Here is a 23,778-nt window from a genome sequence, read left to right as displayed (position 1 = left end):
CCCGGAGCGTAGCCACCGGAGCCCGTGAGCGACCGCGCGATCGCATCACGGGCGTGTTGCAGCCGGCGTCGATCTTCCTGTGAGAGTAGACAGAGTGCCATCCCTCGGGAAAGGCTGACGTATGACCACCACCAAGTCGGACGCGACGCAGCAGGAGCAGCCCACGCTCAAGCGCGTCATCGGTCCCAAGCTGCTGCTGCTCTTCATCGTCGGCGACATCCTGGGGACGGGCGTCTACGCGCTCACCGGCCAGGTCGCCGCCGAGGTCGGCGGTGCCGCATGGCTCCCCTTCCTCATCGCCTTCGCGGTCGCCCTGCTCACGGCGTTCTCGTACCTCGAGCTCGTGACGAAGTACCCCCAGACGGCGGGCGCCGCGCTCTACGTGCACAAGGCGTTCGGCATCCACTTCGTCACCTTCATCGTCACGTTCATCGTGATGTGCTCGGGCATCACGTCGGCGAGCACGGCCTCGCGGGCGTTCGCGGCGAACCTCGGCGCCGGCTTCGGCCTCGAGCTGCCGAACGGCGTCGTGATGCTCATCGCGATGGGGTTCATGCTCGCGGTGATGGCGGTCAACTTCCGCGGGGTCAGTGAGAGCGTCAAGACGAACGTGGTGCTCACCCTGGTCGAGCTGTCCGGTCTGGTGATGGTGATCCTCATCGGCTTCTGGGCGATCGCCGGTGGCAACGCGGACTTCTCGCGCGTGGTGATGTTCGACACCCCCGAGGACAAGACGCTGCTGCTGTCGGTGTCGACCGCGACCTCGCTGGCCTTCTTCGCGATGGTCGGTTTCGAGGACTCGGTGAACATGGCCGAGGAGACCAAGGACCCGTCGCGGATCTTCCCGAAGGTGATGCTCACCGGCCTCGGCATCACGGCGGTCATCTACGTGCTCGTGTCGATCTGCGCCGTCGCGGTCGTGCCGATCGGCGAGCTCGCCGGCAACGAGACCCCGCTCGTCACGGTCGTGCAGACCGCGGCGCCGGACTTCCCCATCGCCGACCTGCTGCCGTTCATCTCGATGTTCGCGGTCGCCAACACCGCGCTGATCAACATGATGATGGCGTCCCGGCTGCTGTACGGCATGAGCAAGCAGGGCGTGCTGCCAGGCTTCCTCTCGCGAGTGTCGCCGGCGCGTCGCACGCCGTCGACCGCGATCGTCTTCACCACCGTCATCTCGCTGCTGCTCATCGGCTGGGTCTCGCTCGACCCGGACTCCCCCATCGTCGTGGTCCTCGGCGGCACGACCTCGTTGCTCCTGCTCTCGGTCTTCACGGTCGTGAACCTCTCGGTGCTGGTGCTCCGTCGCGACCGCGTCGGGCACAAGCACTTCCGGGCCGGTGTCGTGATCCCCGTCATCGGCGTGGTCACCTGCCTGTGGCTCGTCCTCCCCTTCTCGTCCGGTCGCGACGCGCAGCAGTACCAGATCGCCGGCGCACTGCTGGGGCTCGGCGTCCTGCTCTGGCTCCTCACGTGGTTCACGCACGGACGGAAGCAGACCGAGAAGGCGCCCACCGGACTCGTCACCGAGCCGACCGCGGTGGTCCGACCGGGCACCGGCCACCGGCACCACGAGGACGGCGACGGCGGACACGGCGACGCGGACGGCCACCGCCGGGACGGCTGATGGAGGCGTCCGAGGTCATCTTCGCGATCGCCATCGGAACGATCGTCCTGCTCTCGCTGTCGGCTGCGTTCCGGTCCGGCCGCCGACGCGACTGACCGGAGACGGGCGCCGCCGACAAGACCGACCGGGAGCACGGTGCCGCCGACACCCCCGATCGGGCGGCTGCGGTTCCCAGCCGACGCCCGTACGCTCGTCGTGCCCTGCACCCGACCGTCCGGTACTCGCGACGGACCGCCCGCCCGGAAGGACCCCGACATGCGCCGCGCCGGCATCACCATCGCCTCGGTGTTCGGGGCAGGCGTGGTCGCGGCCGTCATCGGCGTGGTGGTCGTCGTCGTCATCGCGGTGCACTCGCTGACCGGCGCAGCGAAGACCGTGACCGCGGCGCCCGCCTGTCCCGACGTCGCCTCGCGCACGATCGGCGGCATCGTGGTGCCCGCAGGCCCGGTCGCCGGCTTCTGCCAGGACCGCCTGGTGAACGCCGCGTACGTGATCGAGGCCGCTCAGGCGCTCGGCATCGGCCCGCACACCCAGGCCGTCGGCGTGATGACCGCGATCGGCGAGTCGAGCCTGGTGAACCTCGACCACGGGGACGCCGCAGGACCGGACAGCCGCGGGCTCTTCCAGCAGCGCGACAACGGCGCGTGGGGCACGTACGAGCAGCGGATGGACCCGTACACGGCGGCGACGATGTTCTACGCGAAGCTCGTGAAGACGCCGGGGTGGAAGACGATGACCCCGACCCAGATGGCGCACGCGGTGCAGATCAACGCGGACCCGGACCACTACGCGAAGTTCTGGCCGGAGGCGAAGGCCGTCGTCGAGGGTCTCACGGGGCAGTCGGTGCCGGACACCGCTCCCCAGGGCTGAGGTCACCGCAGCACCGGCCCGAGCTCCTCGGCGTCGTGGAGCTCGACCATCGACGCCCCCGTGGCGTTCACGACGACCTGACCCCGCAGTCGCACCGCACGCTCGGCGAAGGCGCACGCGCAGGCGTCGATCCACTCCCAGTCGACCGGGAACAGCTGCGTCTCACCCGGCCGTTCCCATGCGAGCACGACCTCGGACGCAGCGTTGTCGACGCAGACCTCCGCGACCAGCGTGGCGAAGTCCTCGACGTGCTCGTCCGGCTGCAGCGGCAGGTCCGACACGGGCAGCAGGAACGGGATCGGCAGCGCCCGTTCGTCGAGGAAGAGCACCCAGCACTGCCGCCGGATCGGGGGCCCGACGACCCCGGAGACGAGGGCGACGACGTCGGCGTCGGTCCGGGCGGACGTGGTGAACAGCTGGTCGAGCACTTCGGTTCCTGACATGCTCCGAGCCTGCGGCCCGAGCCCGGCGGGCAGCAGCGTCCACCGACGATCTGTGGACGACGATGCCGAGACCAAACCCTGTGCAGGAAGACCGGCAGCAGCCCGGCAGATCCCCGGCAGGTGCCCGGCAGGAGCCCGGCAGGACGAGCGTCAGAACCCGTGCTGCACGGCGGAGTCGACGAGCAGCAGGGCAGCGAAGAACACGACGACCTGCGCGGCGATGCCGACCAGCACCAGGGGCCACGCGAGCCGTCGCCGGACGAGCCGCAGGACGCAGCCGACGACCGTCCCGACGAGCACCAGCACGACGAGCACCGGACCGACGGTCACCACCCCGCCGCCGAGCCCGGCGTCGCAGGTGTTCCCCGGCGCCGCGCACGAGTGGAACGCCATCGACAGGAAGACGATGCCGCCACCGACGGCCACCGACTCGACGGCCAGCAGGACGAGCAGCAGCACCGTGGCGACCACGTCCGCGACGCGGCGGTGCGTGCCGGCGGCGAGCCGTGCCTCCCGGCCGACCGCGGCAGCCGACGCAACCGCCCCGTCCGACCCGACCCCTGCAGCCGACGCGACCGCCCCGTCCGACCCGACCCCAGCAGCCGCCCCGTCCGACCCGGCCACGCCGACGGACCCGGACGACACGTCCGGGTCCTGCGACGCCGCCGGGGCAGCCATCAGCGCCCCGTACCGGACCCGCGGGTCGACCAGAGCGCAGCCCAGATGAGCAGCGGCTGCCCGAACAGACGGGCGACGCGCTTCTCGTCGGAGTCGAGGCCGAACGCGTCGCGGCGGTTCACCCACTGCGACAGGTTGCCCGGGAAGATCACCGTGAAGAACAGGGCCGCGACCGTGCCGACGGTCTTCCGGCGGCTGCGCGGCGTGAAGAGCAGCGCGCTGCCGAGTCCGATCTCCGCCACACCGGAGGCCAGCACGGTCGTGTCCGTGTCGAGCGGCACGAAGTCCGGCACCTGAGCGCGGAAGTCACGACGGGCGAAGGTGAGGTGGCTGGTGCCCGCGAAGACGAGCGCAGCACCGAGGAGGACACGGACGAAGGAACGCATGCCCTCATCGTGCTCGCTCGCGCAGGGTCCGTCCGGCGCGTCGCGCGGCGATGCGCGGACCGGCCGTCCCCGGAGGCGAGCGCAACGGGCCACGGGTCGGTACGTTCGGACCCATGGCAGCCGTCGCTCGCGACCACGAACCGCCCGCCGTCCTCGCGACCGTCGCCGTGCTGCTCGCTCCCCTCTCGCTCTGGATGGGCATCATCGTGCCCGCCGCCGACATGGCGCGGCACGTGCTCCTCGAGGCCGTGTTCGGCATCGTCTGCGTGCTCTGCGGCGTCCGCGCGGTCCGGATCGCCGGTCGGCGTCGCGCCGTACGCGTCTGGGCGTGGATCGGGATGGTGCTCGGTGGCCTCGGCCTGGTGATGACGGCCTGGCAGCTGCTCACCTTCGCGACGGACGGCGGTTTCCCGCCGCCGTTCTGGTCGCCCTACGCGCGCCGCTGACCGCGGTCATCCACCACCGGTCGACGGCCTGGAGGCGCGGCGAACGTCCGTCCCGTCGCCGCCGCCGGGCGGGCGGTCACCAGCCGAGCGTGCCCGGCCCGCCCTTGAAGGGTCCGACGACCCGCGAGGTGATCCACCCGCCGTAGAAGTCGCCCTCCTGCGCCTGCACGGTCTCGCCGCCGACCTCGCACGAGTCCATCGCCGACGGGTAGATCGCCACCCGGTCGCGGAGGTCCTCGTACCCGGGCTCCGGCGTCGGGTAGTTCCACGCCGCCCGGGGCGCGACGACGCCGTCCCCGCCGACCACGTCGAAGTAGCGCGCGCGGCCCTTGAACTCGCACATGCTCGACCCCTGCGCCGGACGCAGCTCGAGCCCCGCCATCGGGACGTAGTACACCGGCGGGTGCGAGGTCTCGAGCACCCGGACGGCGTCGGTCGTGTCGACCACGACCGTCCCGCCGAGCCGCACGACGACGCGGTCGGGGACCGCCTCGACGGCGGGAGGACGCGGGTAGTCCCAGACGGACTCCTGGCCGGGACCGGGTTCGACACGAGCAGCACGATGCATGCAGCCGGGTCTACCACCGCCGCCGCAGAAGGAGCAGAGTGGGCGCGTGACGACGACGACACAGGGGATCTTCCGGCGGAAGCCCATCGACACGATCGACGACGACCCCGAGGGCGAGGGCGGCCTGAAACGGCACCTCGGGCTCTGGCAGCTCACGGCCATCGGCATCGGCGGCATCATCGGCGCGGGCATCTTCACCCTCGCCGGCACCGTCGCGAACGGCGTCGCCGGCCCCGCCGTCCTCATCAGCTTCCTGATCGCCGGTGTCGCCAGTGCCGCCGCCGCGCTGTCGTACGCCGAGTTCGCCGGGATGATCCCGAAGGCCGGCAGCGCCTACACGTACGGGTACGCCGTGCTCGGCGAGGTCGTCGGGTGGTTCATCGGCTGGGACCTGCTGCTCGAGTACACCGCGATCGTCGCCGTCGTCGCGATCGGTATCTCGGGCTACGTCGGGTTCCTGGTCGGCCAGTTCGGCATCGAGCTGCCCGCGTGGATGCTCGGCGCGCCCGGGACCGGTGACGGCCACGTCGTCGACGTGTTCGCGATCGTCCTCTGCCTGCTCACCGCGTTCGTGCTGACCCGGGGCATCCGGAGCGCGGCGCGCTTCGAGCTCGTCGCCGTCGCGATCAAGGTCGCCCTCGTCGTGCTCATCGTCGTGCTCGGGGTCTTCCACATCAACAGCGCGAACTACTCGCCGTACTTCCCGTTCGGCTTCGGCGGCGTGATGACCGGCGCCGCCACGGTGTTCTTCGCCGTGTTCGGCTACGACGCGATGTCCACCGCCGCCGAGGAGTCCACCGACGCGCGGAAGCACATGCCGAAGGCGATCCTGCTGTCGCTCGGCATCGCGATGGTGCTCTACGTCCTGGCGACGCTCGTGCTCACCGGCATGCAGAAGTACACCGACATCGACCCCGCCTCGGGGTTCTCGTCGGCGTTCGCATCGGTCGGGCTCGGCGGGGTCGCGAACGTCATCGCGATCGGGGCGATCGTCGGCATCGTGACCGTGCTGGTCACCTTCATGCTCGGGGCCTCGCGCGTCTGGTTCTCGATGAGCCGGGACGGGCTCATGCCGAAGTGGTTCGCGAAGACCGACCCGAAGCGACACGTGCCCACACGGGTGACGTGGATCCTCGGCATCGCGTCGGCGGTGCTCGCCGGGGTGCTGCCGATCGGCGTCGTCGCGGAGCTGACGAACATCGGGATCCTGCTCGCGTTCGTGGTCGTCTGCTCGGCGGTGATCGTGCTGCGCTACCGGCAGCCCGACCTCGACCGGCAGTTCCGTCTCCCGTTCATGCCCGTCGTGCCGATCATCGGGGTCGTCGCCTCACTGTGGCTCGTGACGTTCCTGCAGTGGGAGACCTGGGTGCGGTTCGCGATCTGGTTCGCGATCGGGCTCGGGGTGTACTTCGGGTACTCGCGGAAGCACAGCAAGCTGGCGGGATCCGAGGCTTCTGGGAGCCGGTAGTCCGCAAATCGTGAGCAGAATCGGCGGTCGGGCTCCGCAGCATCGGGCCAGATGTGTGCGTAGACCTCGAGCGCAATGGCGAGCGACCGGTGTCCGAGCGCGCGCGACACGGCAACCGCGTGGAGCCCTCCACGAATCAGTCCCGAGGCGTAGTGCTCGCGAAGGTAGTGGGGCGCTATGCCCTTGATGCCGGCATCCTGGCAGGCGTTGACGAGGTAGTGGCGGAGGGGTTGGAGACGGCGGTCGTCCGAACAGCCACCGCTGTTTCCCGTGCACACTGATGACTGTGAAGTGCCGCGACAATCGCGTCCTCGGCTCGTCTGGTGCAGCACTACGCGCTCGGATGCGTGCTTTGGTCCTACGACGTCGAAACCGCCGACGCGGTTCTGAATCTGCTGTTGCAGGTGATTGTTCCGGGACGGCACGAGCGCGACATCGCTGACTTGCAGGCCGGCACCCTCAACAATACGGACGCCGGCGATCCCCATGACGCCAATGACCCTCGATTCGCCGGGGTGAACTTCTCGTTGAAAGCGCGCAACTCTGCGCCGGTCGGTACCCGCCTCGCATGCTCGGCCTTCCGCACCGCCGGGAGCTTCTCGCCCTTGAGTGGATCCTGCGTGTAGCGACGGCGGTCGCCGTCAACGTTGCCGGACCCCACGGACCCGTCGTCGGTTTACCCGGAGTCGCCGGCGTTCGACTGGATGTCTTCGACGATCACGTCTCCGTCAGCGATGCCCGAGAAGGACCCCGTGAAGAAGACGCTCGTCGCCGCCGCCGGCTCGCCACGACGGCCGTCTTCGCTCTCGTCACCTGCAAGATCGGCCTCGACTTAGACGAGCATCTCAAGGCGAAGCGCGCGAGCACCTTCACTGAAAGCTGCCCTCAAAGCCCGAGACGCTCCTCCCAGCATCATCGGCAAACGTCGCGTTGACCAAATGTCCCGGACCGGTGAGGTCCGACGTCGGTACCGCGCAATTGAACAAGCCCGTCACGGTTCGGTCCGGACTGCACGGCCTGGCGCGCTCGAGCGAACACCTAGGGTCAGGGGTGCTCGTCCTGGCCGGCCCGCTGATCTAAGCGACCGGCGGGAAGGCGCGCAACAAATCGCGAGACGTCGTAGTCGTCACGCCGCGTCTCTAGCTCCATCTCATACCAGCTCAGTGGGTCCGCAGTCCACGCCTGTATCGACTGCAGCAAGTAGCGATGGCTCAGAATCGCGAGGGCCCGCCCGCGGCTCGTCCCGAGCTCGCCGACTTGATCAAGCCGCTTCTGCGTCGATTCGAGAAGCTCCACGCTATACTGGCCGGTTGCCGCCGCGAGCGTGTCGAGCTCTTGCTTGTAATTCCCGACTGAACGCTGCTCCTTGTCGCCAACCTTTTTCTCCTGGTCCTCGAACAAGCTATCGATGCCGTGACGGAAGAGGTCGTCAACTGCCACTGTCAACCACTTTGTGGCGAGCAACCCGAACACGCGACGGTCCGTGCGCTTCGCGGCATCGTCCTCACGATCGGTGGCCGCCTTCGCGATCTGTGCACTGCGCACCGCGACAACGATCGCGCCTACGCCGACAGCGACGCTGCCGATCGCCCCGAGCGTAGGCACGCCAATGTCCCGCCACCACTCGTACGAGATCCATATCGGGTGCCAGTCGGTCTCCATCAGCATCACTCACTGACAGTACCCCGCGACCCCATCACCCAAAAAGGAAGCTTGCCTACCCCGATCCACACCACGGGCGGTCTACCCGTCACCGCGGAGGCGGGTGTCGTGACGCTCGAGGCCGGCCGCGCCACCCAGGTGTCCTTCAATCCGAACGTTGCCACCCAACTCGGTCAGCAGCTGTCCGAGCAGGCAAAAACGCGATGCACGCTGAGCTCCTCGATACGAGGGACTCCGCTGATCGGCTTCCTGCCCCGTCAATCAGCGGCTGAGGTGCTTTCTGAATCTTTGAGCGCTAGCACGAGTCCTGTGGGATCCCGATCAGCGGCGCAAAGCCTGGGGAGAGCGAGCGCGATCGCTATCAAAGCGCGCTTCAAAGCCTCCTTATCGCTTGTCTGCGCCGCTGCTTCGTACCTGTCGATCGCGGCCTCTGAGACAGCACGGTCGTCCTCATTGGCGATGGCCGAAATGAAACTTAGCCGTGCGAACACGGCCGCGTGGGCACCGCGCGTCTGAAACGCGTTCTGGTCGCCGGTGATCAGAGCAGTTCGAAGGTCCATCACCAGCGCGATTGCCGGCTCGACTGTCCGGAACAACTGATCCCGGTATCGCTCCCGGGCAGCAAACTCGTCCCGCTTCGCCTCATCCTTCCGCACCTGCACGGCGAGGTTGTGCGACTGTCGCGCTACGAGGGCCGCGACCAGGCCTACAGCGATGGAACCGACGCCGACCAGAGTCGGCAGCCCGATGTCCTTCAACCAGTCATAGACGTCATGCACGTCTGGACCCTACCCACCAAGGTCACCCCACGGCGAGCGCTTCAAATAGGAGCGATCGCCGCGTTGGGGCAATGATTTTGGGCATCGGTACTTCCTCCTACGGGTTCCGTGACGGGCAACCGCGCGTGGTTGTTGCTCCTCGGTCGGTATGGTCGTTTCATGGTGGGGGAAACGGCACGGGCCGTCGCCGGGGCGCGCCCGGTCACGGTCCGCGGCGGCGTCATCGCACCGGTCGCGTGGACAGCACTGTGCGCGGGCGTCCTCGCGCTCGGGGTCTGGCTGGCCTCGACCCGCCTGGTGTTCGGAAGTGCCTGGTTCACCCAGCTGTGGACGAGCGGCCTGGTGCTCGTCGCCGGCGTCCTCGGCCTGTACCTGAGCGTCGGGAGCATCCGGAACCGCATCCGTGTGTTCCCCGATCGGCTCGAGGTGGTACCGCACATGCGGCGGACCGTGACGATCTCGCCCGGCGAACTCGTCGGGTTCAGCGCCTCGGGACCGGGCAACACCACGATCCGCGGCAGGACCGCGCGTGGTCGAGGCTTCTCCACGGACCGGTTCCGCCACAACCACGACGTCCTCGTCCACTGGCTCGAACAGAACGCCACCGAACCGTGGACGGCGTTCACGAGCTTCTTCGACAAGCTCACCGTCGACCGGGAGCCCAGACGGGTGCGCAACGTGCTCTTCACGCTGTTCTCCGTGGCCTTCTTCCTCACGACGCTGTCGGCGTTCCCGGGGCTGCCCGTCATGATCGCCTACGACGACGCGCACCAGGAGCAGGTGACCTGCACGATCACGTCGGCGCGAGCCGTCACCGTGTCCAACCGCTCGTTGAAGGGTGTGGGGTCCTCGCACCCGGCCGTGTCGCTCGAGACGACGGACTGCGGGCACCTCACCCTCTCCCGGGGCATCTTCGCCGACAACCGGGACGCCGTCGCACGACGGTACGACCGGGCCCCCGGCCCCTACCGGCTCACCGTGGGCGGTGGCGGCTTCTGGCTCCGGCAGCACGCTTCCGTGCCCGTCCCGGAGCCGACGGTCTACAGGGTCGACGAACCCGTGACGGGCGCGCCCACCGGCTGAGGAACGAGCAAGAACGAGCAGGAGGAGCAGGACGAGCAGGACGAGCAGGACCGAACAACGACGCCGGACGTGCTACTCCGCCACCACCCACACGTGCTGTGCCTGCCACCCCTCCGGCACGGTGTTCCGGTACGCCGCCAGCGCCGCCTCGTAGTTCGGTCCGGACGCCTCGTGCTCCCGCGTCGCGGTCGACCGCGCGGTCGCCTTGATCGTGGTCTCCCCCGTCGCCTTGCTCTCGACCGCGTTCGTCTGCAGCAGCGCGAACCCGTCCAGGTCGAGTGCGGCGACGGCTGCCTCCTTGGCCGCCACGACGGAGTCCGCGTAGCCCTCGGCCTCGCGCGTCTCGGTCGAGCGGATCATGCCTCGCAGTGTCGTCACCGAACCAGTATGACCCGATCGATCCGGGTCTCCGAGCGCGACGGCGGCAGGGCGTCAGGCGTCGCGCCGGTGCTTGCCCTTCGCCGCCGTCGGGTCCGCCATCGGGTGGTTGCGGAACCACCGCAGCAGCTCGCGGGGGCGGCTCTGGTCGGCGCTGTCGTCTCCGCGGTCGAGGAAGGTGCTGAAGCCCTCGGGCACCTCGACGCCGTCGGTCTCGCGGTCGTACGCCATCGACCACTCCGGGAACCGCCGCGTGTGGATGGACTCCTCGACGAGCAGCCGGACGTCGTCGTGCCGCTCGTCCGCGACGATGCGCGCGTAGGTCGCCATCACCGCGTCGTACGGCCCCTCGAGCAGCTGCATGAAGCGCCCGCCGCGGTGCACGAGCATGCCGGTCAGCCCGTCGGCGGTGTTCCGTGTCCGGGCGTGGTCGAGCACCGCCTCGAGGTCACCCTCGTCGAAGGGCTCGGTGGCGGAACTCATGTACACCAGTGACTGCAGCACGCATCGATCCTGCACCTGAGCTGCTGTCAGCGACGCCCCCAGAACGGGACGCGGACAAGTCACGTCAGTCGAGCGGCGTCCAGTCGAGGACCTGACCGTCCTCGGTGCAGTACGTCGTGTCCGAGTCCTCGGTGGTGGTCTTCGACCACGACGGCGACCAGTACGAAGCGTCGATGTCCCGCTGCTTCGGGAAGACACCGACCACGGTGCCGGCCGACGTGTCCGGGTCACCGGGCACCGGATCGACGTCGAGCGTGTCCGGGTCGAACCATCCGTAGGTGGTCGCCCCGGTGATGCTGTCGAACTCGATGTACATCGTGATGTGGTCGTCCTGCGACGCGGTGCCGAGCTGCACCTGGTACTCCTGCCGCGCCCCGTCGTCGTCCGTCGGCACGCCGGACCACTCGACGCGGTAGGCGTCCGCGGTCTCCTCGATCGACACCGAACCGGTCCCGGAGGCCAGGTCACACGACGCCGTGCCGGGCGTCGCCGCCGTCGTCGCGCTCGCGCTCGGAGCCGGCGCCTCGGCCGTCCGTGTCCCCGCCCCGAGCACACTGCACCCCGACAGGGCGACCACCGTCGCCACCGCCCCTGCCACCACGACTGCGCCGCGCGCTGCGTTCCCCATGCGATCCCCCTCGTGTCGCGCGCCGTCCGGCGCCCGCCCACGCTAGCAGCGGAGGGCCAGCAGCGGAGGTCGGTGGCGCCTGGCACGATGGACCCGTGCCCGCCGCCCCGATGATCGACGCCGTCGACGTCATCCGGTTCGTCGGGCCGCAGACCTTCGGCCGTGCGCGCGACGTCGTCCGCGCGGGCCTGGTCGAGGACGCCACCTGGCACGACGACGACGGCACGGTCACCGCGACCGTCTCCGGCTCCGCCGACGACCCCTACGAGCTCCGCGTCGAGACCACCGTCGCCCGCGGCGAGTTCGTCCGCCCCGTCCGCAGCACCTGTTCCTGCCCCCTCGGCGGCGACTGCAAGCACGTCGCCGCCGCGCTCCTCACCATCAACGCGCGTGCCCTCGCCGCCGAACCCCGAGCAGCGGCTCCCCTCGCCCCACCACCTGCCCCGGACTGGAGGCTCGACCTCGCCCGCCTCGCCGGTGACGACGACCGGGCGGTCACCCCGCAGGGCACCCCCACGGGTCTGCAGTTCGAGTTGCGCGACGCGGTCCCCGCCGCGCTCGCCTCCCGTGCGCGCGCCGCCGGCCGGGCGCTGCCGTCCCGTGCCCGCAGCGTCCGGCTCGGCGTCCGCCCGGTGACCCGCAGCGCCGCCGGCAACTGGGTCCGCGGGCAGCTCACCTGGGGCACGCTCCCCTACTCGATGAACCGGCTCGGCATCGCGCCCGAACAGCACGCCTGGTTCCTGCAGTTCTCCGCGCTGCACCGCGCCGGGCAGCTCGCGGGACTCCCCGGCGAGAGCGACTGGGTGCACCTCGACGACTTCGGCAGCCCCCTGCTCTGGCCGCTGCTCCGGCAGGCAGCCGGACTCGGGATCGCCTTCGTGACGGGCAAGCGCGAGGGCGGCGCGGTCCTCGGCGGCGACGCGCGCGTACTCCTCGACGCAGCCCGGCACGACGGCGCGCTCGTCATCGGTGCGAGTGCGGTCGTCGACGGGCGCCCGGTACCCGACGGCTCGGCGCGCACGATCGGCGACCACGGTGTCTACGCCTTCCGCGAGAGCCCCGAGTTCCACGTCACCCTCGCCCCGACCCCGGTTCCGGTCCCCGAGGACCAGCGCCGCATGCTCGTCGAGGGCGCGCGCATCACCGTGCCGTCCGATGCCGTCGACGAGTTCCTGGCCGACTGGTCGCCGCGGCTCCGCGGCGCGCTCGGTCTCGTCAGCTCCGACGGCTCGGTCGAACTCCCCGAGCGGACACCGCCCGAGCTCGTCCTGACGGCGACGTTCGAACCCGCCCGGGCACCCCGGACCGACGACCGCCTGCACCTGCAGTGGCGGTGGCACGTCGACGGACGGAAGGACCCGGTCACGCTGCACGGGCCGCTCCCCGACCTCAGCGGGCTGCACGCCGCCGACGAGTCCGTGACGACCGGCCCCGGCGGCGGTCTCGCCTGGTTCGAGGACGGCACGGTCGACGGTGCGGACGTCGCCGTCTTCGCGACCGAACTCCTGCCGGCCCTGCCCGCACTCGGTGTCCGGACGGTCGTGCAGGGCGAGCCCGGCGACCACGAGCGGCTGACCGGGCGACCGCACATCCGCGTCACGACGATGCCGTCCGAGAAGCACGACTGGTTCGACCTCGGCATCTTCGTCACCGTGAACGGGCGGCAGATCCCGTTCACCCCGCTGCTCCGGGCGCTGGCGAAGCGTGACCGCCGCATGAAGCTCATCGACGGGTCGTACCTGTCGCTGGCCGACCCGACGTTCGACCGGCTCAAGGAACTCATCGAGGAAGCGCGCGAGCTCGACGAGTGGGAACCCGACCAGGCCCTGACGGTGACCCCGCTGCAGGCCGGACTGTGGTCGGAGTTCGACCAGCTGGCCGACGAGACGGAGCACGACGAGCGCTGGCAGCGGATCGCAGCGGGTCTGCTCGACGCCGCACCGCAGGACGAGGTCCCCGTGCCGGACACCGTGCACGCCGAGCTCCGCCCCTACCAGCACGCCGGCTACGCCTGGCTCCGGTTCCTGCGGGAGCACGGCATCGGCGGGGTGCTCGCCGACGACATGGGCCTCGGCAAGACCCTGCAGGTGCTGTCCATGATCGCCGCCGCCCGCCGGTCCGAGCCCGACGCTCCGCCGTTCCTCGTCGTCGCGCCGACCTCGGTCGTCGGCAACTGGGCGGACGAGGCAGCCCGCTTCACCCCCTCCCTGCGGGTGACCGCCGTCACCGCGACCTCGCTCAAGGACCACGCCCGGGTCGCCCGAGCGGCGGCGGAGTCCGACGTCGTCGTGACCTCGTACGCACTGCTCCGGCTCGACGCCGCCGAGTACACCGGAGTGTCCTGGTCGGCGCTCGTGCTCGACGAGGCGCAGTTCGTGAAGAACCCGCAGTCGCAGACCCACCGGGTCGCCGCCGAGCTGCCCGCGCCGGTCAAGTTCGCGGTCACTGGGACCCCGCTCGAGAACGGGTTGACCGACCTCTGGGCGCTGTTCCACGTCGTCGCGCCCGGGCTGCTGTCGTCGTGGTCCCGGTTCGGTGACGACTACGTCAAGCCGCTCGGCTCCCCCGACCTGCGCGGGGACGCCCGCAAGGAGCTCACCGACCGGCTCCGGCGTCGGATCCGACCGCTCATGCTCCGCCGGACGAAGGAGAGCGTCGCCGCCGACCTGCCGCCGAAGCAGGAGCAGGTCGTCCGGGTGACGCTCGACCCCGCGCACCGCGCGCTGTACGAGCGGACCCTCAACCGGGAGCGCCTGAAGGTCCTCGACCTCATCGACGACCTGGCGCGCAACCGAATGATCGTCTTCCGGTCGCTGACCCTCCTCCGGATGCTCGCCCTGTCGCCGGCACTCGTGCAGCAGACGGACCCCGACGCCGACGACGACGTCGCTGCCGGTGCGGATCCCATCCCCTCGGCGAAGCTCGACCTGCTGCTCGACGAGCTCGAGCAGCTCGCCGCCGAGGGCCGCCGCGCCCTGGTCTTCAGCCAGTTCACCACGTTCCTGCGCATGGTCGCCGAGGCACTCGACGCCCGCGGCATCGGGTACGAGTACCTCGACGGCTCGACCCGGAAGCGCCCGCACGTCATCGACCGCTTCCGGACCGGCGCGGCACCGGCGTTCCTCATCTCCCTCAAGGCCGGCGGCTTCGGGCTGACGCTGACCGAGGCGGACACCGTCTTCGTGCTCGATCCCTGGTGGAACCCGGCCGCCGAGTCCCAGGCGGTCGACCGGACGCACCGCATCGGGCAGACCCGCTCCGTGAACGTGCAGCGCTTCATCGCCGAGGACACCATCGAGGAGAAGGTCCTCGCCCTCGCCGCCAAGAAGGCCGAACTCTTCGCGACCATGATCGACGACGACGCCCTGTTCGCCGACGACCTGACCGCCGAGGACATCCGCTCGCTCCTCACCTGAGCCGCGACATACGAACTCCTTCGCGTCCGGACGCCCGCGTCGGTACCGTCGCCGCATGTTCGTCGAGACCAGCCGCTCCGCCCAGCCCCGTCCCGCTCCGCAGGTCCCGGTCGCGGGCCTCCTGACACCGACTCCGGCCGATCCGGACGTCGAGCCGCACGCCGATCTCGAGTCCCACGCCGATCAGGCGCCGCCGCGAACAGGAGTGGTCCGGCGTGACGGCACCACGGCGACGTCCACCTTCCGCCTGCGCAACGGCGCCGAGGTCACGCTCGGCGGCTCCTTCGGCGGCAGCCGAGGCGTCTGGTCGAGCGCGTCCGAGGGGCATCGGCGGAGGCGGCCGGCACGGTGATGGTCCTCGACGCGAACGTCGTGATCGCGCTGCTCGACGAGGGCGACGGCCTGCACGAGCGGGCGTACGACCTGGTCGAGGACCACGCGTGGGACGAGTTCTGCACCTCGGCCCTGACCCTCGCCGAGATGCTCGTGCGACCGGCGTCCCGTGGGCACGCCGACCGTGAGCGCGGCACCATCGAACGACTCGGCGTGTCGGTCGTCCCGGTCACGGGCCGTACCGCACGCCGGGCGGCGGACATTCGCGCCAGCCGCCGGCTCGGCATGCCGGACGCGGTCGTCCTCGTCACGGCGCAGGCCGTGCACGGCCAGCTCGCCACCTTCGACCGGAAGCTCCGCCGCATCGCACGCGCCGAGGGACTCGACCTCGCCGAGCCCTACGACGACGGCGGGCCCTGGCCGTTCCCGACCTGAGCCCGCCGTCGCGACCGGGTCAGCCGGCGAGACCGTCGATCCGCGACACCTCGTCGGCGGTCAGCTCGAGGTGCGCCCCGAGCGCGTTCGACCGGATGCGCTCCGGGTTCGACGACTTCGGGATCACGACGAACCCGTGCGCCACGTGCCACGCGACGATGACCTGCGCGCTGTCGGCGTCGTTCGCCTCCGCGATCTCGACGAGCGTCGGGTCCTGCAAGTTGCTCGCCTTGAACGGGCTGTAGCCCTCGAGCACCACGCCGCGTTCGTGCAGCCCCGCGGCGACCTCGGCGTCGTACTCGGCGGGGCTCCACCGGATCTGGTTCACGGCCGGGGTCGTCCCGGTCGCGTCGGTCAGCTCGTCGATCTGCGCGAGCGAGTAGTTGCTCACGCCCACCGCACGGGTCAGCCCGTCGGCCTGCGCCTGGACGACCTGCTCCCACACGTCGGGTCGGGCCTCGCCGTTCGGCGGCCAGTGCACGAGCCACAGGTCGAGGTGGTCGAGCCCGAGCTGCTCGAGGCTCTCCTCGATGGTCTGGCGCACCCGGTCGGCGTTGTCCGGCGGGAGCTTCGTCGTGACGAAGACGTCGTCGCGGGCCAGGCCGGCGTCGGCGAGCGCCTTCCCCACGCCGCGCTGGTTCGAGTAGCCCGTGGCGGTGTCGATGTGGCGGTAGCCGGCCTCGAGCGCAGCGCCCACGGCGGCGGGAGCGTCGGCGTCGGGGATCTGCCAGGTGCCGAAGCCGAGGAGCGGCATCGATCCACCGGTGACGGGCACGGAGGGGTTCGCGTGATCGGTCATGCCCCGTGTCTACGCCCTGGTTCGTCGGTGCCGCACGGGATGATCGTGGACGGTCCACCCGGGCCCGCTCCACCGCACCACCGAAGGCCTCCCATGACGTCCCGTCGACGCCGTCCGCGTTCCGCCCGTTCCACCTCCTCGCGCCGCAGGGCTCGGGCGTCGCTGACGTCGCTCGGTCTCGTCGCGGTCGTCGCCCTCGCCGGCTGGCTGCTGCACACCACCGGCGTGACCGACGCGGACGCCGACGACGCCGCGGACGGGACGTCCTCGTCGACGGCCGCACCGACGATCACCACCGCACCGACGGCCGACGCGGGCGGTGGGGCCGAGGCGGGCGGCGCCTCCCGGCCGACCGTCGACGCGACCGAGCCGACCAGCCCGACCGAGGCGACCGACGCGACCAGCCCGACCGACGCGACCCCAGCCGCGACCGCCCGCCGCGAGCTCGCTGCCCTGCCCGTGAAGGGCAAGGCCGCCGCGACCGGCTACGACCGCGAGGCCCGCTTCGGCACCGCCTGGCTCGACGTCGACCACAACGGCTGCGACACCCGGAACGACGTGCTCGCCCGCGACCTGACGGACATCGAGCGGCAGGGGCCCTGCAAGGTCCTGCGTGGCACGCTGGTCTCCCCCTACACCGGCGAGCGGGTGGACTTCGTCCGCGGGAACCGGACCTCGACCCTCGTGCAGATCGACCACGTCGTCGCGCTCGAGAACGCCTGGCGCACCGGCGCACAGCAGCTGACGCAGGAGCAGCGCGAAGCCCTGGCGAACGACCCCGCGAACCTGTTCGCCGTCGACGGCCACTCGAACGCGCAGAAGCGCTCGGGCGACGCAGCGACGTGGCTCCCCGCGGACACGGAGTTCCGCTGCACCTACGTCGAGCACCAGATCACGGTGAAGACGACGTACCGGCTCTGGGTGGCGCCCGCGGAGCGCGAGGCGATGGAGCGGGTGCTCGCGCGCTGCTGAGCGGCTGACCGATCGAGCAAAACGACAGGTGTAGTCTAGAGCTATCGATGCAGATGCATCGAACGGACTCGTCGACCCACCGCTGGACCCGAGCCCTTCACCGTCGAAGACCGCAGGAGGCCATCCATGACATCCACCACCCGCTTCACCGACCGCGTCGTCCTCATCACCGGCGGCGGCTCCGGCCTCGGCCGCGCGACCGCCGTCCGCCTGGCCGCCGAAGGTGCTCAGCTCTCGCTCGTCGACGTTTCCAGCGAGGGACTCGAGGCCACGAAGGCCGCCGTCCTCGAGGCGACCCCCGACGCCCAGGTGCTCACCACCGTCGCCGACGTCTCCGACGAGGCCCAGGTCGACGCCTACGTCACCGCCACCACCGAGCGCTTCGGCCGCATCGACGGCTTCTTCAACAACGCCGGCATCGAGGGCAAGCAGAACCCCACCGAGTCCTTCACCGCCGCCGAGTTCGACAAGGTCGTGTCGATCAACCTCCGTGGCGTGTTCCTCGGGCTCGAGAAGGTGCTGCGCGTCATGCGCGAGCAGGGCTCGGGCATGGTCGTGAACACCGCGAGCGTCGGTGGCATCCGCGGCATCGGCAACCAGTCCGGCTACGCGGCCGCCAAGCACGGTGTCGTCGGCCTCACCCGCAACTCCGCCGTGGAGTACGGCCAGTACGGCATCCGCATCAACGCCATCGCCCCCGGTGCGATCTGGACGCCGATGGTCGAGAACTCGATGAAGCAGATCGACGCGGAGAACCCGCGGAAGGCCGCCGAGGAGTTCATCCAGGTCAATCCCACGAAGCGCTACGGTGAGGCTCCCGAGATCGCCGCCGTCGTCGCCTTCCTGCTGTCCGACGACGCCTCGTACGTCAACGCGACGGTCGTCCCGATCGACGGCGGGCAGTCGGCCAAGTACTGAGCGTGGTCCGTCCGGCGCCCGGCCCACCTCGTGGGTCGGGCGCCGTCGTCGGTCTGGAGGCACGCCCCACCGCCGCAACGCCGATCGCGTCCGGTGGGGAGCTGGCTGTGACGGTGCCGCATTCGGTTCCGCCCGCACCACGTGGGAGCATGGCCGGGCACACCACGGCGGAGGGAACCCCATGAGCAGCAACGACACGAGCGGGTCGGCGTTCGGCCCCGGTGCCGGCAAGACCGAGTCGCCCGCCGGAGCCCTGCGGCGCCGCATGGCATCCTCCGCGCAGGGATTCCTCGGCAGTGCCGCGTGGGTGCCGTGGAAGCCCGCGGGCGACCCCGAGGGCGGGAGCATCGCCCACGTGATGATCCGCGACCTGCCCTTCGTCCCGGTGTTCACCGACCCCGCCGAACTCACCGAGGGCGTCCCCGGCACCGAGGCCCGCCCGGTCCGCATGGCCGAGCTCGTGACCGCGGTGCCCGAGGAGTTCGGCATCGTCGTCGACCCGACCAGCGCCGAGGACGCCAACTTCCTGCACGCCGACGTGCTCGCGGGGATCCGGGCGCAGATGCGCGGCGAGATCCCCGGCGACAACGCCGACGCCGCGGCCGAGGACTCCACCCAGGGCTAGGCCACCACCGACCAGGCCGGCCCGCCGGGAACTGGCCTGACGGACCTGCTGGCTGCGATCTGCGGCTGACGATCCTGGTTCACGATTCCCGGCGATCGCGAACCGAGATCGTCACGCCACGCGAAGCGGTGTCCCTGGCCGCGCGATGGTCACGAACCGAGCAGCGCCGTCGCGATGCCTGCCATCGCGACGAGACCCGCGACCGGGAGCCCGACCGCCCCGAGGACCACCGCGAGCGCAGCACGACGCCGTCGTACGCGAGCACCTTCGACCTCGCGGACCAGCCGATCGAACCGCTGCTCGAGCCGCAGCGTGTCGTCCGGCACGAACGCTGCCGCGTGCCAGGTGCCCCGCTCCTCAGCCACCATCGACAGGTACCGGACGGCTTCGTCCGAGTGCGCCCGTCGTAGCCCGAGGATCCAGTCGCGCACCTGGTCCGGCCGGAGCACGACGACCGAGGGGCGCTTCTTGCCGAACGTGATCCGATCCGCGGCGACGACCAGCAGCGGCTGGACGAGGATCGCTCCACCAGCCGCCGCCGAGAGCAGTCGCGTCGCTCTGCGTCCCTCGCTCTGGGCGGCACCGATGTGCGAGGTCTTCTTCCCACCGATCATGAACGAGCCTCCACCGACGAAGACACGCTGACCGCTGTGGTTCTTGGTGTTGATCGAGAACACCCCGGTCGGGCCGATGACCAGGTGGTCGATGTCCGTCGAACCGTTCCCCACCGGCACTGCGTGGAGCACCATGAAGGCTGGCCCCAGACGGTCGAGCTCGGCAGCGACACGGCGCTCCCCCAGGGCTCCCTTGAACCAGGAGCGCGCGGGCTGCGCGACGGGATCGACGCCCCAGAACCGTTCCGCACGCGTCCGAGTCGGTGCCTCGGACTGGAGCCGGAGACACTCCTGCATGACTGCGTAGCCGGGACGTCGTGCGCGCAGCGTCATCGGGAGCGCTCCGATCGCGGTCGTTCGAAGCGCCCCGCCCCTCACCGGTTCGTCCTGGCCGAGCGTGGTCGTTCGTTCCGTCACATCTCGACCGTGGCAGCACGACCGAGCCGAGCAAACCCCACGTTCGGGCGTCAGCGGGGCGGCTCGACCAGCTCGATGAACCGGGAGAGCAGGGAGAGCCCACTGATCGACGGGGGCAGGCCCGTGGTGAGCGCCGGTGAGTAGACGAGGTACGCCGCCCACTGCGCCCGGGACAGCGCCACGTTGAGCCGGTTCGGCATGAGCAGGAAGTCGAGTCCGCGCGGGATGTCCGCCGCGCTCGAGGCCGCGAGCGACGTGATCGACACCACGGCCTCGCGACCCTGGAACATGTCGACCGTGCCGACCTGGGTCCCGCGGAGTCCGGCGCGGTCGAGGGCCTCGCGGATCAGCGCTCCCTGCGCGTTGTAGGGCGCGACGACGATGACGTCCTCGTCCGTCAACGGCCTGGAGACCTCGCCGTGGACCCACCGACGGCCGATGAGGCTCTGAACGAGCTCGACGACCCGAGCGGCCTCCTCTTCCGACGACGTCGTGTTCCCGCTGTGGACGACCGGCACGGGGTGGACGCCCGGGTCGAGGTCGTCGAGTTGCCGACCACTCACGATCGACGTCAGCTGCCCGTCGTACGACAGGCCCGAGACCGATGCCGTCAGCGCGGGCTCCATCCGCCGGGTGTGGGCGAGGAAGTAGCCGAACTCCGGCGGGAGCACGTGCTCCCCGTCCGCCAGCCACCCGAGCGCCGACTGGTCGACCGGCTCGGGGTGCGACCCCTGCGACACCTGGGGCAGCTGCTGCGGGTCGCCGAGCAGGAGCAGGCGCTGCGCGGCGATCGACGACGCGATGGTCGGGGCGAGCGAGAACTGCCCGGCCTCGTCGACCACGAGCAGGTCGAGGGAGCGGCGCGGGATCGTGCCCTCGTTCGCGAACGTCCACGCGGTGCCGCCGACGACTCCCCCGGTGCCGGTCTCGGCGCACGACGACAGGAAGGCCGCGACGGCGGCGTTGTTCTTCACCGGGGTCCACGCGGCGGCCTCGAGCTCGTCCTCGGTCGCGCCGGACTTCGGCACCTTCACCACGCGGTCGGCGGCCACTCCGGCGCGAACGACCGACGACAGGAAGTTCTCGGACGTCGCGTGAGACTGTCCGACGACCCCGACGCGCCAGCCGTGCTCCCGGACGAGCCGCGCGACGACGTTCGACCCGACGTAGGTCTTGCCCGTGCCGGGAGGACCCTGGATCGCCAGGTACGACCGGTCGAGCCCGAGCAGCGTCGTGACGACCGCGGAGACGGTGTCGTCGCCGGCGACCGGGGCGAGTGCACCACGCGGCGGGACCCGGCGGAGCAGGTCGAGCGCCGGGTCGGGCAGCATCGCCGGCAGGGCGTCGAGGACCTCCTGTCCCCACTCGGCGATCGCCTCGGGCTGCGGCTTCGCCCGTGGCGGGGCGGCCGGTGCGAGCGCGACCGGGAAGTCGTGGTGGGGCTCGCCGCCGCCGACCGGCAGGCTCTCCTTCACCAGGACCTCGAACGCATCGCCGTTCTGCTCCGCGTCCAGCACGACCGCGCGAGCCGACGCGCCCTTCGAACCCGGCGCCGGAGCGGTGACCGACGGCGGGAGTGGGTCGTCGTAGACGAGGTGGGGCGTGCCTCCCGGCCGGATCCGCGAACCGGGCGCGAGCGTCCCCGACAGGCGGATCTCCCGTGACTGCGACCGGGCACGCGGCAGCGTGTCCCAGTCCCGCTCGACGGAGGCGCGCTCGACGACCAGGACGTCGCGGGTGTCCGCCCAGTCGTCGACGGGGTTGCGGAGGCGGTCGAAGTGGTCCTGCCAGAAGGTCTTGGCCTCGCGGCGGTGGTAGTCGATCGCGGCCGCCGCGAGTGCCAGGGCGGTCTGGTCGGCGTCACGGTCGAGGGGGTCGACGTCCGCGATCTGCGCGGCGAGTGCCGTGTAGACGGGGTTCGGCTCGCGCTCGACGGGGATCGGCGGCAGGAGTTCCGCGTCCTCGGACGCGGGCTCTGTGCGCGGAGGCCGGAGCGACAGGAGCCAATCGCGGAGCCGCAGGGTCGAGCGGCAGTCGTAGGCGTTGTAGTCGGCGACCTGGTCGAGCATGCGCTGGCCGGTGACGGGGTCGCCGCCCCGGAGTTCCTCGATCGCCTCGACGTAGGCGGTGATGCTGTCGGCGGCGTTCGTGACGTCACTGAGGCGGAGGTCCTCGCCCATGTACAGCGGCTCGAGCTTCTTGATCGAGTAGCTGCGGCTGCCCACCACCAGGGCCTTGCGGACGATCGGGTACAGGTCGACGAGGACGCCGGCGCGGAGCAGGTCGTCGACGTCGTCTTCCCCCACCCCGTGGCGGGCGGCGAGGGACAGCAGGTGCGTCCGCTCGTACGCCGCGTAGTGGTAGACGTGCATGCCCGGGTGCTGGGCCCGGCGCTCCTTGATGAACGCGAGGAAGTCGACCAGTGCCTGGCGCTCGTCGCGGATGGTGTGCGCCCAGAAGGCGGTGAAGTCGGCGCGGTCGTCGACCAGGCCGAACAGGTAGTCGAGGCCCCAGTGGACGCCGTCCTCGGTGTGGAGAGGGTCGCCCTCGAAGTCGAAGAAGACGTCGCCGGGGTCGGGTGCGGGGATCGCGTCGAGGGCGCGGGGGTCGTGGAGATCGAAGCGCGGCTTGGTCTTGTTGGCTCGGCCTGCTTGCTGCTCGGCTTCGGTCTCGGTCTGGAGGCGCGCCTGCCGTACCAGCCTGTCTTGCGTCGATCGCGACATGCCTGGCACCGCCGCGGTGCGGTCCGCCAGGTCGTCGATCGTCCGCACCCCCTGCCGGATCAGCTTCGTCCGCTGGTCGAGGCGCATGCCGGCGACGAGGACCAGGTCGCGGTGCTGCTGCACCTGGGCTTGACAGATCGTGCAGCGGCCGCAGCTGGAGTACCGGGGGTCGCCCCACTGCAGTTCCTCGGGCTCCTGCATCCGCTCGGCGATGACGCGCTCGAGCTCCGCGCGCTGCGTGCGGTACACCGGGGCAATGTCTGCGAGGTCGTGCGTGGTCGTCGTGCGGTCGCCGAGGACGAGGTGGACCTGCTCGCCGGTGGGGATGCCGTGGGCCTGCATCTGCTCGGCGTAGGCGGCGAGCTGGAGGAGGGCGCTGATCTTGGCGTGGCGGGCGAGCTTGGTGTCGTAGACCTCGTAGGTGCCCTCGGCGTTGTGGAGGATGAAGTCCGCGAAGCCGATGAAGCCCGGGCGGTCGGGGGTGGGCGGCTCGTGGAAGGTCGGTTGATAGAGGACGTCGGCACCGTCGTGGAATGCCTGGACCGCTCGTCGAGCTTCTGATCCGTAGTCAGAAGGTTGGGGTCGCTCGAACTCGACGACGTCGCGGGTCTCCTTGAGGAGGTCGAGGTAGTCGAGCTCGTGCTGATCCCCCAGGCGTGCGGTGCGCTCGAGCATGTCGTCGTGCTCGTCGGGCAGGGGACCACCTCGGCCGAGCTTGGCGTCGAGGCGGCGGAGGAACGCCCACTCGCAAGTCGCCCACGTGCTGAGGTCGCTCGGGCTGAGGAGGACCTGGCCGTTGGCGGTGATCTGCATGCGCTCCTCGTATCGTGTTGTGCATGTCGAGCCTAGGGGCGGGGTCCGACCGTTACACGTCGCAGCGGACTTGGAAGCGGGCGATATCGCTGACGAATCCGGTTCTTGCCCTGAGACAAGCGCACTAGTTCAAGCACTTCTCAATGCGGCCGAAAATCCCATCACGCTGAGGCAACCCACCCCAGTGACTTCG

The 23,778-nt window shown here is 70.5% G+C and carries 23 protein-coding genes and 1 pseudogene; 11 read left to right on the top strand and 13 right to left on the bottom strand.

What is annotated here, in order from left to right; genetic code table 11:
* The first annotated feature begins 121 nt into the window (after nt 1-121).
* Both Q9R28_RS00445 and Q9R28_RS00440 read left to right on the top strand, forming a co-directional pair.
* Nucleotides 122-1,627, top strand: coding sequence for an APC family permease (locus tag Q9R28_RS00445; RefSeq protein WP_311205257.1), 1,506 nt, complete (start codon nt 122-124; stop codon nt 1,625-1,627).
* Nucleotides 1,628-1,882: 255 nt separating this feature from the next.
* On the top strand, nt 1,883-2,497 hold the full coding sequence (locus tag Q9R28_RS00440) for a hypothetical protein (protein ID WP_066653611.1): 615 nt from the start codon (nt 1,883-1,885) through the stop codon (nt 2,495-2,497).
* A 2-nt stretch (nt 2,498-2,499) separates the two neighbouring features.
* Here the strand turns inward: Q9R28_RS00440 and Q9R28_RS00435 are convergent, their stop codons facing one another.
* From Q9R28_RS00435 to Q9R28_RS00425, 3 genes are all read right to left on the bottom strand, one after another.
* Entirely contained in the window at nt 2,500-2,940 is a 441-nt protein-coding gene (locus Q9R28_RS00435) for a hypothetical protein (RefSeq protein ID WP_144411277.1), read from the bottom strand.
* 150 nt (nt 2,941-3,090) lie between these two features.
* Nucleotides 3,091-3,618: a DUF6264 family protein gene (locus tag Q9R28_RS00430; protein ID WP_271826452.1), complete on the bottom strand. Its 528-nt coding sequence runs from the start codon at nt 3,616-3,618 to the stop codon at nt 3,091-3,093.
* Nucleotides 3,618-4,004, bottom strand: coding sequence for a hypothetical protein (locus Q9R28_RS00425; protein ID WP_066653598.1), 387 nt, complete (start codon nt 4,002-4,004; stop codon nt 3,618-3,620). The genes Q9R28_RS00430 and Q9R28_RS00425 overlap by 1 nt, the downstream gene beginning before the upstream one ends.
* Before the next feature lie 113 nt (nt 4,005-4,117).
* Between Q9R28_RS00425 and Q9R28_RS00420 the strand changes: the two genes are divergently transcribed.
* On the top strand, nt 4,118-4,450 hold the full coding sequence (locus tag Q9R28_RS00420) for a hypothetical protein (RefSeq protein WP_066653595.1): 333 nt from the start codon (nt 4,118-4,120) through the stop codon (nt 4,448-4,450).
* Nucleotides 4,451-4,526: 76 nt separating this feature from the next.
* On the opposite strand, the gene Q9R28_RS00415 is transcribed toward Q9R28_RS00420, so the two are convergent.
* Complete coding sequence (locus Q9R28_RS00415; protein WP_271826450.1) at nt 4,527-5,018, bottom strand: DUF427 domain-containing protein; 492 nt, start codon at nt 5,016-5,018, stop codon at nt 4,527-4,529.
* 46 nt (nt 5,019-5,064) lie between these two features.
* On the opposite strand from Q9R28_RS00415, the gene Q9R28_RS00410 reads away from it, so the two are divergent.
* A complete protein-coding gene (locus Q9R28_RS00410; RefSeq protein ID WP_311205256.1) occupies nt 5,065-6,486 on the top strand; it encodes an amino acid permease in 1,422 nt (473 codons plus the stop codon).
* A gap of 110 nt (nt 6,487-6,596) precedes the next feature.
* Here the strand turns inward: Q9R28_RS00410 and Q9R28_RS16815 are convergent.
* The 3 genes and pseudogenes from Q9R28_RS16815 to Q9R28_RS00395 form a co-directional block, all read right to left on the bottom strand.
* A pseudogene (locus Q9R28_RS16815) lies at nt 6,597-6,974 on the bottom strand (hypothetical protein); the annotation flags it as partial.
* A gap of 556 nt (nt 6,975-7,530) precedes the next feature.
* Nucleotides 7,531-8,157: a hypothetical protein gene (locus Q9R28_RS00400; protein WP_311205254.1), complete on the bottom strand. Its 627-nt coding sequence runs from the start codon at nt 8,155-8,157 to the stop codon at nt 7,531-7,533.
* A 248-nt stretch (nt 8,158-8,405) separates the two neighbouring features.
* Entirely contained in the window at nt 8,406-8,927 is a 522-nt protein-coding gene (locus Q9R28_RS00395; RefSeq protein ID WP_311205253.1) for a hypothetical protein, read from the bottom strand.
* 159 nt (nt 8,928-9,086) lie between these two features.
* Here Q9R28_RS00395 and Q9R28_RS00390 point away from each other — a divergent pair, with 159 nt between their 5' ends.
* Nucleotides 9,087-10,010, top strand: coding sequence for a hypothetical protein (locus tag Q9R28_RS00390; RefSeq protein ID WP_311205252.1), 924 nt, complete (start codon nt 9,087-9,089; stop codon nt 10,008-10,010).
* A gap of 72 nt (nt 10,011-10,082) precedes the next feature.
* Here Q9R28_RS00390 and Q9R28_RS00385 read toward each other — a convergent pair whose 3' ends face one another.
* From Q9R28_RS00385 to Q9R28_RS00375, 3 genes are all read right to left on the bottom strand, one after another.
* On the bottom strand, nt 10,083-10,370 hold the full coding sequence (locus Q9R28_RS00385) for a hypothetical protein (protein ID WP_251154894.1): 288 nt from the start codon (nt 10,368-10,370) through the stop codon (nt 10,083-10,085).
* A 72-nt stretch (nt 10,371-10,442) separates the two neighbouring features.
* On the bottom strand, nt 10,443-10,892 hold the full coding sequence (locus tag Q9R28_RS00380; protein WP_235426535.1) for a BLUF domain-containing protein: 450 nt from the start codon (nt 10,890-10,892) through the stop codon (nt 10,443-10,445).
* 64 nt (nt 10,893-10,956) lie between these two features.
* Nucleotides 10,957-11,520, bottom strand: a complete 564-nt coding sequence (locus tag Q9R28_RS00375) for a hypothetical protein (protein WP_311205251.1) — start codon at nt 11,518-11,520, stop codon at nt 10,957-10,959.
* A gap of 95 nt (nt 11,521-11,615) precedes the next feature.
* Here Q9R28_RS00375 and Q9R28_RS00370 point away from each other — a divergent pair, with 95 nt between their 5' ends.
* Genes Q9R28_RS00370 through Q9R28_RS00360 form a run of 3 tightly spaced genes read left to right on the top strand, consistent with a single transcriptional unit; the run spans nt 11,616 to nt 15,704 of the window.
* Complete coding sequence (locus Q9R28_RS00370; RefSeq protein ID WP_311205250.1) at nt 11,616-14,936, top strand: DEAD/DEAH box helicase; 3,321 nt, start codon at nt 11,616-11,618, stop codon at nt 14,934-14,936.
* Nucleotides 14,937-14,991: 55 nt separating this feature from the next.
* Nucleotides 14,992-15,288: a hypothetical protein gene (locus Q9R28_RS00365; protein WP_311205249.1), complete on the top strand. Its 297-nt coding sequence runs from the start codon at nt 14,992-14,994 to the stop codon at nt 15,286-15,288.
* Nucleotides 15,288-15,704, top strand: a complete 417-nt coding sequence (locus tag Q9R28_RS00360; RefSeq protein WP_311205547.1) for a PIN domain-containing protein — start codon at nt 15,288-15,290, stop codon at nt 15,702-15,704. Before Q9R28_RS00365 ends, Q9R28_RS00360 begins: the two co-directional genes overlap by 1 nt.
* Before the next feature lie 19 nt (nt 15,705-15,723).
* Here the strand turns inward: Q9R28_RS00360 and Q9R28_RS00355 are convergent, their stop codons facing one another.
* Nucleotides 15,724-16,503, bottom strand: a complete 780-nt coding sequence (locus Q9R28_RS00355; protein ID WP_271826446.1) for an aldo/keto reductase — start codon at nt 16,501-16,503, stop codon at nt 15,724-15,726.
* 93 nt (nt 16,504-16,596) lie between these two features.
* On the opposite strand from Q9R28_RS00355, the gene Q9R28_RS00350 reads away from it, so the two are divergent.
* The 3 genes from Q9R28_RS00350 (at nt 16,597) to Q9R28_RS00340 (ending at nt 19,018) form a co-directional block, all read left to right on the top strand.
* Nucleotides 16,597-17,475 (top strand): HNH endonuclease family protein, encoded by an 879-nt coding sequence (locus tag Q9R28_RS00350; protein WP_311205248.1) that lies wholly within the window; start codon nt 16,597-16,599, stop codon nt 17,473-17,475.
* Nucleotides 17,476-17,601: 126 nt separating this feature from the next.
* Nucleotides 17,602-18,393, top strand: coding sequence for an SDR family oxidoreductase (locus Q9R28_RS00345; protein WP_066653568.1), 792 nt, complete (start codon nt 17,602-17,604; stop codon nt 18,391-18,393).
* A 181-nt stretch (nt 18,394-18,574) separates the two neighbouring features.
* Nucleotides 18,575-19,018, top strand: coding sequence for an SseB family protein (locus tag Q9R28_RS00340; protein ID WP_311205247.1), 444 nt, complete (start codon nt 18,575-18,577; stop codon nt 19,016-19,018).
* A gap of 149 nt (nt 19,019-19,167) precedes the next feature.
* Here the strand turns inward: Q9R28_RS00340 and Q9R28_RS00335 are convergent, their stop codons facing one another.
* Complete coding sequence (locus Q9R28_RS00335; RefSeq protein WP_311205546.1) at nt 19,168-19,929, bottom strand: nuclease-related domain-containing protein; 762 nt, start codon at nt 19,927-19,929, stop codon at nt 19,168-19,170.
* Nucleotides 19,930-20,099: 170 nt separating this feature from the next.
* Nucleotides 20,100-23,585 (bottom strand): TM0106 family RecB-like putative nuclease, encoded by a 3,486-nt coding sequence (locus tag Q9R28_RS00330; RefSeq protein WP_311205246.1) that lies wholly within the window; start codon nt 23,583-23,585, stop codon nt 20,100-20,102.
* Between the last annotated feature and the right edge of the window lie 193 nt (nt 23,586-23,778).

The organism is Curtobacterium sp. BRD11 (genome assembly GCF_031844345.1).
Taxonomy (GTDB): domain Bacteria; phylum Actinomycetota; class Actinomycetes; order Actinomycetales; family Microbacteriaceae; genus Curtobacterium.
The sequence above is the reverse complement of the archived record's forward strand: the minus strand, read 5'-3'. Positions and strand labels throughout refer to the sequence as shown.

Excerpts from the sequence above, each read along its gene's own strand:
- Q9R28_RS00445 (WP_311205257.1), top strand. The coding sequence starts at position 122 with ATGACCACCACCAAGTCGGACGCGACGCAGCAGGAGCAGCCCACGCTC.
- Q9R28_RS00440 (WP_066653611.1), top strand. The coding sequence starts at position 1,883 with ATGCGCCGCGCCGGCATCACCATCGCCTCGGTGTTCGGGGCAGGCGTG.
- Q9R28_RS00435 (WP_144411277.1), bottom strand. The coding sequence starts at position 2,940 with ATGTCAGGAACCGAAGTGCTCGACCAGCTGTTCACCACGTCCGCCCGG.
- Q9R28_RS00430 (WP_271826452.1), bottom strand. The coding sequence starts at position 3,618 with ATGGCTGCCCCGGCGGCGTCGCAGGACCCGGACGTGTCGTCCGGGTCC.
- Q9R28_RS00425 (WP_066653598.1), bottom strand. The coding sequence starts at position 4,004 with ATGCGTTCCTTCGTCCGTGTCCTCCTCGGTGCTGCGCTCGTCTTCGCG.
- Q9R28_RS00420 (WP_066653595.1), top strand. The coding sequence starts at position 4,118 with ATGGCAGCCGTCGCTCGCGACCACGAACCGCCCGCCGTCCTCGCGACC.
- Q9R28_RS00415 (WP_271826450.1), bottom strand. The coding sequence starts at position 5,018 with ATGCATCGTGCTGCTCGTGTCGAACCCGGTCCCGGCCAGGAGTCCGTC.
- Q9R28_RS00390 (WP_311205252.1), top strand. The coding sequence starts at position 9,087 with ATGGTGGGGGAAACGGCACGGGCCGTCGCCGGGGCGCGCCCGGTCACG.
- Q9R28_RS00385 (WP_251154894.1), bottom strand. The coding sequence starts at position 10,370 with ATGATCCGCTCGACCGAGACGCGCGAGGCCGAGGGCTACGCGGACTCC.
- Q9R28_RS00375 (WP_311205251.1), bottom strand. The coding sequence starts at position 11,520 with ATGGGGAACGCAGCGCGCGGCGCAGTCGTGGTGGCAGGGGCGGTGGCG.
- Q9R28_RS00365 (WP_311205249.1), top strand. The coding sequence starts at position 14,992 with ATGTTCGTCGAGACCAGCCGCTCCGCCCAGCCCCGTCCCGCTCCGCAG.
- Q9R28_RS00360 (WP_311205547.1), top strand. The coding sequence starts at position 15,288 with ATGGTCCTCGACGCGAACGTCGTGATCGCGCTGCTCGACGAGGGCGAC.
- Q9R28_RS00355 (WP_271826446.1), bottom strand. The coding sequence starts at position 16,503 with ATGACCGATCACGCGAACCCCTCCGTGCCCGTCACCGGTGGATCGATG.
- Q9R28_RS00350 (WP_311205248.1), top strand. The coding sequence starts at position 16,597 with ATGACGTCCCGTCGACGCCGTCCGCGTTCCGCCCGTTCCACCTCCTCG.
- Q9R28_RS00345 (WP_066653568.1), top strand. The coding sequence starts at position 17,602 with ATGACATCCACCACCCGCTTCACCGACCGCGTCGTCCTCATCACCGGC.
- Q9R28_RS00340 (WP_311205247.1), top strand. The coding sequence starts at position 18,575 with ATGAGCAGCAACGACACGAGCGGGTCGGCGTTCGGCCCCGGTGCCGGC.
- Q9R28_RS00335 (WP_311205546.1), bottom strand. The coding sequence starts at position 19,929 with ATGCAGGAGTGTCTCCGGCTCCAGTCCGAGGCACCGACTCGGACGCGT.
- Q9R28_RS00330 (WP_311205246.1), bottom strand. The coding sequence starts at position 23,585 with ATGCAGATCACCGCCAACGGCCAGGTCCTCCTCAGCCCGAGCGACCTC.